Raw genomic sequence first — 9216 nt, 5'->3', positions numbered from 1 at the left:
CCTTTAAAACTATCATACCGCTTCTGAACCACTCTCAATCTAACCTTCTGCCGCGAGTGGGAGAGGGAATATCACAGCTGGCGACAAAACTCCCTTCTCCCGCAAGCGGGAGAAGGGGCGGGGATGAGGGATTTTCAGGCTCGGTTAACGATATTTCAGAATCTAAAAACGCTGGCTTTTAGCTACTTCGCCTTTAAAACTATCATACCGCTTCTGAACCACTCTCAATCTAACCTTCTGCCGCGAGTGGGAGAGGGAATATCACAGGTGGCGACAAAACTCCCTGCTTCCCGCTTTCAGGAGAAGGGCGTATTTGCATCATTTTTTTCGAACGATTTGGCTTGTATAGATACCGCTGCTTTGAACAGCTTGGAGTGTGGCGCGGTATGAAAATCTTCGGCCGAATATCGGCACGACTATTTATTACTTCAGAATAAAGAAGCCTAGTTCGTGTTTGGAGTAGAGTCGATTTTCTTCAATTGCCCCTGTAAAAAACCACGAGCCGCCTGATCTGTGCAAAGACCGATAGCTAGCTGGTAAGCATGCCTTGCGGCATCGATATTGCCGCAGAGTTGTTGTAAGTGCGCGTTGGCTGCCCAGTAGGGTTGGTAGTTGTTTAGACCTTCTTTTGATTCTGCATTGTTACTTAGCTGCTCTAGTTGGGCGAGGGCGATTTGCGGCTCTATGATTTCTGCTAGCGCGACGGCGTGATTGATTGCCACTACCGGCGACGCAGTGAGTTGGTAGAGTTGATCATAGAGTTTGTTAATGGCTTGCCAGTCTGCTTTACCTTGGAGTCTGCGTACTGCGTGGGCGGATTGTATCGCTGCTTCGATTTGAAAGCGTCCGCGTCTTTGCATATTGCTGGCATGACGCAAGTATTGTTCGGCCAGATCGATTTTGTCGTGATCCCATAACTGGCAATTTTGTTCTTGCAGCGGCACGTAATTGCCATGGCCATCTTGGCGCGCTGCGCGACGTGACTCTGCATAGAGCATCAGTGCGAGCAAACCAAAAACTTCCGGTTCTTGCGGTGCTAGTTCACTTAAAAGTTGCGTGAGCCAGAGTGCTTCTTCGGCCAGATTAGCTTGTTGAATTTCGCCATCGCTGGTTTGTGACCATGCTGTGGTGTAGATGCTGTAAATCGCATCGAGCACTGCGTCTAAGCCATCGCTAATCGCGCTTTGATCAGGAATGCATAGGCGTATGCCAGCCACGCGGATTTTGTGTTTGGCTCGGACTAAGCGTTGCGCCATATTACTGGGTGCGATTAAAAATGCCGATGCAATGCTGGCAGCATCAAAACCCAAGAGAGTTTGTAACATGAGCGGTGCACGTATGTTGCGATCAATGGCGGGATGGGTACAGGCGAACATCAGTGCCAGCCTTTGGTCAGATATCGCGAGCGGATCGCATTCGGCGACAGCTTCGTCGACTAGATAGCTGAATTCTTCTTGATGACGTTGCTGCGTCTGTGCGCTTCTGGCCTGATCAATTAACTGACGACGTGCGACGGTAAATAACCAGGCTTCTGGATTGCTTGGTGTGCCTTGCTCTGGCCAGTTTTTTAAAGCCGCCTCAAATGCCGTGGCAAGTGCATCTTCTGCACTTGCCAGATCGCCAGAGCGAACTGAGAGCATCGCCAGCAAACGACCATAGCTACGCCGCACCAATGATGATATCAACTGTGGGTTTGCTTGCTCGGTTTGGGTTTGCATAGGCGAGTTGTCACCAAAATTACATAGGCCAGATCGGACGTACTTCAATCGAGCCTATGTGCGCACTCGGACAACGCGCTGCCCAACTGATAGCTGCATCGAGATCGGGTACTTCAATAATGTAGAAGCCGCCCAGTTGTTCCTTGGTGTCGGCATACGGGCCGTCAAGTAAGCTGGTTTTGCCATCGCGAATACTGACCGTGGTGGCAGTAGTCGATTCACGTAGCCGTTGTCCTGCTACGAGAACCCCGGCTTCTACCATGGCATCGGTGTAAGGGCCATAGGCGGCGATGATGTCGCCTAATTCGTTTTGATCCATTGCAGCTTCTAGCGCTTCGCTGGTGGCGATAAGTAACATGTATTGCATGCGGTTCTCCTAGGTTGACTATTTGAAAGGGATAAGAATTTTCCAAAAAACCGAAGCCAGCTGTACAACATTGCTGCTTCATCGCTGCTTCACAATTATGACGTTCGGCTGCGGCTTCAATCGACACGCTTGAAATTTATTTTTGTCAGATTGCTGTGCTTGCAAGAATATGTGCACACAATGTAAAAAATTGTTTCTTCATTTAAGCAAGTCTTTATATTAATAAATTTAAGCAAGATAATTAACTCAGGTTATTGATGATGTATTGGGTTTTGTCAGTAGCCTGAAGGAGACAAGTATTCTTTTAGCTTTTTTAGTATCGTGAAATATCGATACGCAAGTTGAAAGAATTTAATTAACGATAAAAAAAGGAAGCCTTATGAAATTTAAAAATCTGAGTTTGCGTGCTGCATTTTTGGGCGCACTATTAAGTGCTGTTGCAGTTAGCGCGGTCGCTGCCAATATCAATGGCACGGGCGTACCAAAAGATCCTGGTCCTCAGCCACGTGGTCCTTGGGTGGGCGTGTATAAATTTATACAGCCACACTATGGTCCGGACGGTCGATACTACACTTACACCTATGTCACTGTAACGGGCGCCACGCAAGTTTATTGCCAGCAGCAAATTCCTGCCAATGTGACTTTGGTACAAGATTGCACGCCGAATTAATGTTTAGCCAATAAAAAAACACCCTGACATCTGAGAAATTGAGGCTTTCAATTTCTTTCGATGGCAGGGTGTTTTTTCTTCTAGGCTATGTTACTTCGCAGGTTTTTCTGCTTCTTTCTCATCCTTCTTTTCGTCTTTCTTTAAAGGCGTATTGAAGTCAATCATCATATTGCCTGTAGGTTGATTCATTTTGAATAATTCCAAGCGCGATTTGGTGATCTTACGTGGCCAGGAATTATTATTGAGATCGATGTCGGCAGTTTCCAGATAAGGATCTTGCGTCAGGCTCACCATAGGTTCATCAGTGACGATCAGCTTAGTCAATTTTTTGGAGTTATAACGCCACACTTCCGCTGGGATGCGTTGTATGACTTTTTTACCGCTCTGCAATTGAATCTCCAAAATCAAAGGCATGACCATGCCGCCTACGTTAGAGAAATCGGCGAGGTAATAATACTTACCTGATTTCAGCATGGCTTTTTCATCTTCATCCAAAGATTTCAACAGATCGTTATAGTTATTGCGATCTTTATTGGTGACAGTGAAATCATCATGCTCGTTGTAGAAGTCTTTCAGACCTTCCTGATTATCGATACGGCGCGGTAAAACACCTTTATCACGTTGCACTGCGAGTGACACAGGCTCTTCATTTTTCTGAGCACGTCTCCAGGCTTTTTCTACCTCAGGATCTTTGCTAGATACTTGATATTGCGTGATGCCATCGATGCTGATATCGACTGGATCGGTGGTGTAGAACCAGCCGCGCCAGAACCAGTCCAGATCGGTGCCTGAAGCATCTTCCATGGTGCGGAAAAAGTCGGCAGGAGTAGGACGTTTAAATTTCCAACGACGTGCATATTCTTTGAACGCGAAATCAAATAATTCACGACCTAAGATGGTTTCACGCAGGATGTGCAAACCAGCCGTTGGTTTGGCGTAGGCGTTGTTGCTAAACTGCAGCACCGATTCTGAGTTGGTCATAATCGGAGATTGGTTTTTACTGCGCATGTAGTCCACGATACCGCGTGGCTCGCTAGGGAATAAATCAAGGTAGTTTTCTTCCCATGCACGCTCAGCCAAAGTCTGCATGAAAGAGTTCAAGCCCTCATCCATCCATGACCATTGGCGCTCATCGGAGTTGACGATCATAGGGAAATAGTTATGACCCACTTCATGAATGATGACGCTGATCATGGCATATTTGGTTTGCTTGGAATAGGTCAGTGCGCCGGTTTTTTTGTCCTTAGTCGGACGACCGCCGTTAAACGCGATCATAGGATATTCCATGCCGCCTTGTGGACCATTGACTGACTGCGCGACTGGGTATGGATATTCCAAGCTGTATTTATTGTATTGTTCAATAGTATGGATGACGGCTTGTGTAGAATATTGACCCCACAAAGGATTGGCTTCTTTTGGATAGAAAGACATCGCTAAACCATTACTGCTACCGGTTTTGTAGCCTTGCGCATCCCAGATAAATTTACGTGAGGATGCCCAAGCAAAGTCACGCACATTCTTCGCTTTAAAATGCCAGGTTTTGGTGGACGTCGCACGAGATTTTTCTGCTTTCTCGGCTTCTTCTTGTGTCACTATGACCACCGGTTTGCTCGCTGTACGTGCTTGTTTTAAACGTTCACGTTGCGTCGCGGTCAAGACGGTGTCGGCATTGCTGAGTTCACCGGTGGCTGAGATGACGTGATCGCTAGGTAAGGTAATTTGCACATCGTAATCGCCAAATTCTAAAGTGAATTCCCCCGATCCTAAAAACTGTTTGTGCTGCCAGCCATAAACATCATAGTAAGCAGCCATGCGTGGATACCATTGGGCAATTTCGAAGATATCGTTTTTGTCTTCTTTGAAATGTTCGTAGCCTGTACGTGCCCATAACACCATGCCGTCGTTGATATTGTATTTCCAGTCCATACTAAAGACGAATTTTTCACCCGGCTTCAGGCTATGTGGCAGATCGATGCGCATCATGGTGCGATTGATGACATATTTGAGTGCCTGCCCGTCCGCAGTTTTAACACTGCCGATTTTAAAGCCGCCGTCGAATTTAGCATGTTCATTCAGACTATTCATCGCCGCGAAGCTCATGGCATTCGGGTTTTTCCACGCGTCTCTGGAAGGATAGGTCGCCGTGGTGTTGGCGTCAGAATCAGGCTTGAAAATATTTTGGTCCAATTGCACCCACAGGTAATTCAAGGTATCGGGTGAATTATTGTGATAGGTGATGGTTTCGGCACCCGTGATAGCACGTTTTTCTTCATCCAATGTGGCGCGGATGACGTAATCAGCACGTTGCTGCCAATAGGCATGACCGGGCGCACCAGAAGCGGCGCGGATCGAGGTCGGGGTGGGTAAAACATCTTCTAGCTGTCGAAACTTATCGTCCGACTGTGCATAGGCCAAGGTCGGAAGTGCGACACATGCCAGTGCAAATAAAGTGAATAAACGCATACTGCTGACTCCTTGAAATTAATGAATTTGGGAAAATAATGTTATTTGTACTACTTGATTTCCCTGCTTGTTAGAGGCGACTGTGTTACTTAAGTTCTGTCTTTGCTGAAAAATAAATAAAGATATCTACCGATAAACAGAATCAATAATATTGCCTTCTTATTATGTTCTATTGTTTAGCGCCAGCCATGAAATCAGCTTTAAGGCGTAAGCCTGTGTATATGCTGGGCTGCTAGAGGGGAGTTGAAGAATACGGTAGCGCGTTTGATGTTCACCTAGTATTTTTAGACCTAACTTAGCCGCCGTGCCACCGTTAAAGGCTATGGTATCTAACTGCGGGAGCCTGGCAAGTAGCGCTAGTAAATCATTATCGTCGCGCTCACGAATCTGGCTATCGAGACTGCCGCGTCGCTTTGCCTGAGCGACGACATCCCATAAACCTATGTGGTTTTGCAATAAAGTTTGTAAGCGTAATGAATATGCTTGCGCGACTAAATCAATTTGGATTACGTCAGATAAGAGATGCCAAAAGCGATTTTGTGGATGGGCGTAATATTGTTGCTGAGCGAGCGAGGCGTCACCCGGTAAACTACCTAAAATTAAGATGCGTGTATTCTGATCAAACACCGGGTCAAAACTTCGCTTACTCACTTCGGCATCGAACTTCTTTGTTTGATCGGCAGGTGGCATACTGTAGAAGAAGGCAGGTGTGTCGTTTTTTGTGGATTGATTGATGTGTTTTCTTATTGTGGATTATATGAGATTTTTCTTGTGCCTATTTTTGCTTTTTGTGGTTAATGGCCTCATCGCGAATGATGCCGAAGCACAAACGCCATCCCGCGATGCGGGTGCTGGATGTACGTGGAAACCCTACGAATTTAAAGAGTTAGGGGTACGACTATTGTTTAAGGACTGCGAAGACCCAGCGGCACATTACGAATTACATCGGGAAGGTGATTGGATAAAAATGCGTCGACCATCTGATCCTGTGACATTTGGCAGTCAATACTTAATCCGCGTGTTATCGAAACCAGCTGATCAAGGTATCACTGAGTCAATTCAAAAACAGTTTGTAGAGCAGATCGTGATCAATGATTCGACTGATAAGAGTAAGAATAAGCGAGATCAAATTGTCGCGCGCAAGCAGTGCGGTGTCATCGCTAAGGCGCAGTGGAATGATGATCCTTTGCTACAGCGTTTTGAGATTATGCCCAAGCCTGGAAAATATAAACGTCAAATCGATAGGCAATTACAAAAAGAGCCGCGTGATTTTGGTTGCGGTGAATATGGCGCAGGGCAGTCAAGCACTTATTTTGAATATCATCCTCAACAGTCGAAGACCAAGTTTATTTATGTGAACTTTGGTTGGGACGAAGATGCTTTGTTTGATGAGAAGACTATCGTGTTTTTTTGAGCTGAACTTTTCTGTCCAGTCGATAGTGTAAGCTAGGGCAGTTTGCACCTGCCCTACGAAGCTCAAAATTATTTGATTTTGCTGATCAAGCCAACAGGCAAAGCATCAAGCTGACTACCCCATGACTGCGGTGTCGCACTCAATTCAAACTCTAATTTTCCTCCCGCTTGAATTTGTTCCCAAGTTAGAAAAACCTTGTTCTGTGCTTTGCCTTGAAAGTGGGCGCTCTGAATATAGCCAATGTTTTTCGTATTGTGATTGTCCGCGTTGATATGCAAGTTTTTTCCGTTACCCAGATCAATGTGGGCTTGTGCGAATTTAGGTGCATGCAATAAGAAGTCCCCAGTGCCTGGCGTCGAGGGATAAATACCTAAGGCACTAAAAATATACCAGGCTGACATCGTGCCGAGATCATCATTGCCGGTCACGCCATTGGGGGCATTGCTGAACAAAGTTTCTGCGGCACGGGCGACGGTGGTGGTTTTCCATGCTTGACCTATGTGGGTGTACATCCACGGTGCATGCAAATCGGGTTCGTTGTTAGGATTGTAGCGATATTGATTGTAGTAGCTGTAAGGGCCGACTACCCAGTCTTTACGCACGGCTTCATAGGGATTTTTTTGTAGTGCATCGAGCGCGAAGAAAGCATCGAGACGTTTGCCCGCTAATTCGCGACCGCCCATGGCTTGCACTAAGCCAGCAACGTCTTGTTGTACCAGCCATTGATACTGCCAAGAGGTGCCTTCATGGAAGCCGTGTTCTGAACGTGGACTGTAGCTGCCATCAATCTCGGTATACCATTCGCCATTATCTAGTCGAGCACGGGGGAATCCTTGAAAGCCTAACTCCTTATCGAGTACCGTTTTGTCCCATACGTTTCGCCAATGTTGCGCACGTTTTTTCAGGATCGCAGCGTCATCCTTTTTACCTAAAGCGATCGCCATATAGGCAAGTGCACCGTCCGCCTGCGCATATTCCATGGTGGCTGAGCCGCCATGATGTGGATCGACATCCATGCCTTTGGCGGGAAATGCGCGGTCGTATTGGACGAAGCCGTTTTGCAAATAATTTGGATTGCCGGCGCGACCTTGTGCTCTCACTTTGAATGCAGGCACGCCAAACGCATTTTGACGTAATGCTGCATAAGCCTGTTGCTCCTTGCCTTTGAGTGCACCATAGCGCCACAAGTCCACCAGGAAAGGTGTAACCGGATCACCCGTCATCACATTGGTTTCATAACTGGCATAGCCCCAACGTGGCAGCCAGCCACCTTGTTCGTGGATCTTTAGTACGGAGTTCGCGATGTCTTTGGCGCGCTCTGGACGGATTAAAGCGATCAATTGATTTTGCGCGCGATAGGTATCCCATAGCGAAAAATATTCGTAGTAGGTTTCCTTCTTTTTGAGATCGACTGTATGTAACTGATTGTCCCAACCGCGATAGCGACCATCCACGTCATTGCCAGTCAATGGCTGCAAAAGCGAATGATACAAGGCCGTATAAAAGACAGTACGCTCATCCTGACTACCACCCGTAATTTTGATGCTGCTAAGCTCCTGTTGCCAGGCGTTTTGCGCTTGTTGACGCATGCTGTCAAAGCTCAATAACTGGCCTTGCTTCATCCCTTCGGCACGCAAATTTCGGCGCGCGCCTTCTGCATCCACATGAGAGATGGCCGTAATCGCGGTGACCGGCTTTTGATTGCTGACATCGAAGGTGAACCAGGCACCATGAGGGCGAACTTCACCTTGTTGACTGAAACTGCGTATGCCTTCTTTGCCACCCGCTTCATTCCACACACCATGGCTTTTGAAAGGGCGGTCAAATTCCATACGGAACCAGGTGATGTATTTGGTGCCACCACAAAAACTGAGGGTGACGAGTTTGCCTTCTATGGTGCGATCGTCGATGACTTGCAAGCTGCTGCCCGCGACATTGTGACGTTCATTTGCCTGCCCGACGTTGACCAAGATGTGCCCTTGTGTCGCAGCCGGTGCAAAAGTATAACGCTCGGCTGCGGCACGGGTCAGAGCGGTTGCTTCCGCCGTGATGCCACCGTAGCTGGTGAGTTTGATTTTGAAATAGCCAGCATCACCTACTTCGCCTTCGTGCGTATAGCTGGCCGCGTATTTTTTGTGATCAAAGCTGCTCGCTTTGCTGGTATCGAAATCACCACCGGCCTGTATGCTGCCGGTTACCGGTAAGACCGAAAGTTGACCGCCTTGTTCCCAACAGCCCGCACCCGATAAAAAGAAATGTCCAAAGCCACGGATTTTAGGATCGGTATAACGCCAGCCAGAGTAGTGCTCACCGATAGGGCTTACCTGCATCATGCCAAAAGGCGCTGATGCACCAGGGAAGGTATTGCCATCGTCTTGGGTGCCGATGAAGGTGTTGACCGGTGTGCTAAGTGGTGCGCTGCTTGGTACTGCGGTTTGCGCGAAACACAGCTCGCTGGACAAGCTGAGGGCAAGTAAAGAACGAAGCAGTGTGCTTGTTGTTCGGCTCAATTTCAAAATGTTCTCCTGCTAGATTGTCATATTGGGTGCGCCACGCGCGCTGCATTCCAAGTGATTGATTTTGT

General features: G+C 47.4%; 7 protein-coding genes. 2 read left to right on the top strand and 5 right to left on the bottom strand.

The window, feature by feature from the left end:
- Positions 1-443 precede the first annotated feature (443 nt).
- Together AC1RR2_RS19910 and AC1RR2_RS19905 are read right to left on the bottom strand one after the other, a co-directional pair.
- Positions 444-1718 carry an RNA polymerase sigma factor gene (locus AC1RR2_RS19910; protein ID WP_493224028.1) on the bottom strand — a complete coding sequence of 425 codons (1275 nt, stop codon included), beginning with the start codon at positions 1716-1718 and terminating at the stop codon, positions 444-446.
- 19 nt (positions 1719-1737) lie between these two features.
- On the bottom strand, positions 1738-2085 hold the full coding sequence (locus AC1RR2_RS19905) for a YciI family protein (protein WP_493224027.1): 348 nt from the start codon (positions 2083-2085) through the stop codon (positions 1738-1740).
- Between the two features lie 379 nt (positions 2086-2464).
- Between AC1RR2_RS19905 and AC1RR2_RS19900 the strand changes: the two genes are divergently transcribed.
- A complete protein-coding gene (locus AC1RR2_RS19900; RefSeq protein ID WP_493224026.1) occupies positions 2465-2755 on the top strand; it encodes a hypothetical protein in 291 nt (96 codons plus the stop codon).
- A gap of 90 nt (positions 2756-2845) precedes the next feature.
- On the opposite strand, the gene AC1RR2_RS19895 is transcribed toward AC1RR2_RS19900, so the two are convergent.
- Positions 2846-5218 carry a M1 family metallopeptidase gene (locus AC1RR2_RS19895; protein WP_493224025.1) on the bottom strand — a complete coding sequence of 791 codons (2373 nt, stop codon included), beginning with the start codon at positions 5216-5218 and terminating at the stop codon, positions 2846-2848.
- 162 nt (positions 5219-5380) lie between these two features.
- A complete protein-coding gene (locus AC1RR2_RS19890) occupies positions 5381-5908 on the bottom strand; it encodes a DNA-deoxyinosine glycosylase (RefSeq protein ID WP_493224024.1) in 528 nt (175 codons plus the stop codon).
- 67 nt (positions 5909-5975) lie between these two features.
- Between AC1RR2_RS19890 and AC1RR2_RS19885 the strand changes: the two genes are divergently transcribed.
- Complete coding sequence (locus AC1RR2_RS19885; RefSeq protein ID WP_493224023.1) at positions 5976-6632, top strand: hypothetical protein; 657 nt, start codon at positions 5976-5978, stop codon at positions 6630-6632.
- Positions 6633-6700: 68 nt separating this feature from the next.
- Here AC1RR2_RS19885 and AC1RR2_RS19880 read toward each other — a convergent pair whose 3' ends face one another.
- Positions 6701-9148, bottom strand: coding sequence for a GH92 family glycosyl hydrolase (locus AC1RR2_RS19880; protein WP_493224022.1), 2448 nt, complete (start codon positions 9146-9148; stop codon positions 6701-6703).
- Positions 9149-9216 lie beyond the last annotated feature (68 nt).

The organism is Undibacterium sp. GW821-FHT11H02, assembly GCF_058808015.1.
The sequence above is the reverse complement of the archived record's forward strand: the minus strand, read 5'-3'. Positions and strand labels throughout refer to the sequence as shown.

What these genes read in the sequence shown, in the direction of transcription:
- AC1RR2_RS19910 (WP_493224028.1), bottom strand. Translation starts at nt 1,718, where the DNA reads ATGCAAACCCAAACCGAGCAAGCAAACCCACAGTTGATATCATCATTG.
- AC1RR2_RS19905 (WP_493224027.1), bottom strand. Translation starts at nt 2,085, where the DNA reads ATGCAATACATGTTACTTATCGCCACCAGCGAAGCGCTAGAAGCTGCA.
- AC1RR2_RS19900 (WP_493224026.1), top strand. Translation starts at nt 2,465, where the DNA reads ATGAAATTTAAAAATCTGAGTTTGCGTGCTGCATTTTTGGGCGCACTA.
- AC1RR2_RS19895 (WP_493224025.1), bottom strand. Translation starts at nt 5,218, where the DNA reads ATGCGTTTATTCACTTTATTTGCACTGGCATGTGTCGCACTTCCGACC.
- AC1RR2_RS19890 (WP_493224024.1), bottom strand. Translation starts at nt 5,908, where the DNA reads ATGCCACCTGCCGATCAAACAAAGAAGTTCGATGCCGAAGTGAGTAAG.
- AC1RR2_RS19885 (WP_493224023.1), top strand. Translation starts at nt 5,976, where the DNA reads ATGAGATTTTTCTTGTGCCTATTTTTGCTTTTTGTGGTTAATGGCCTC.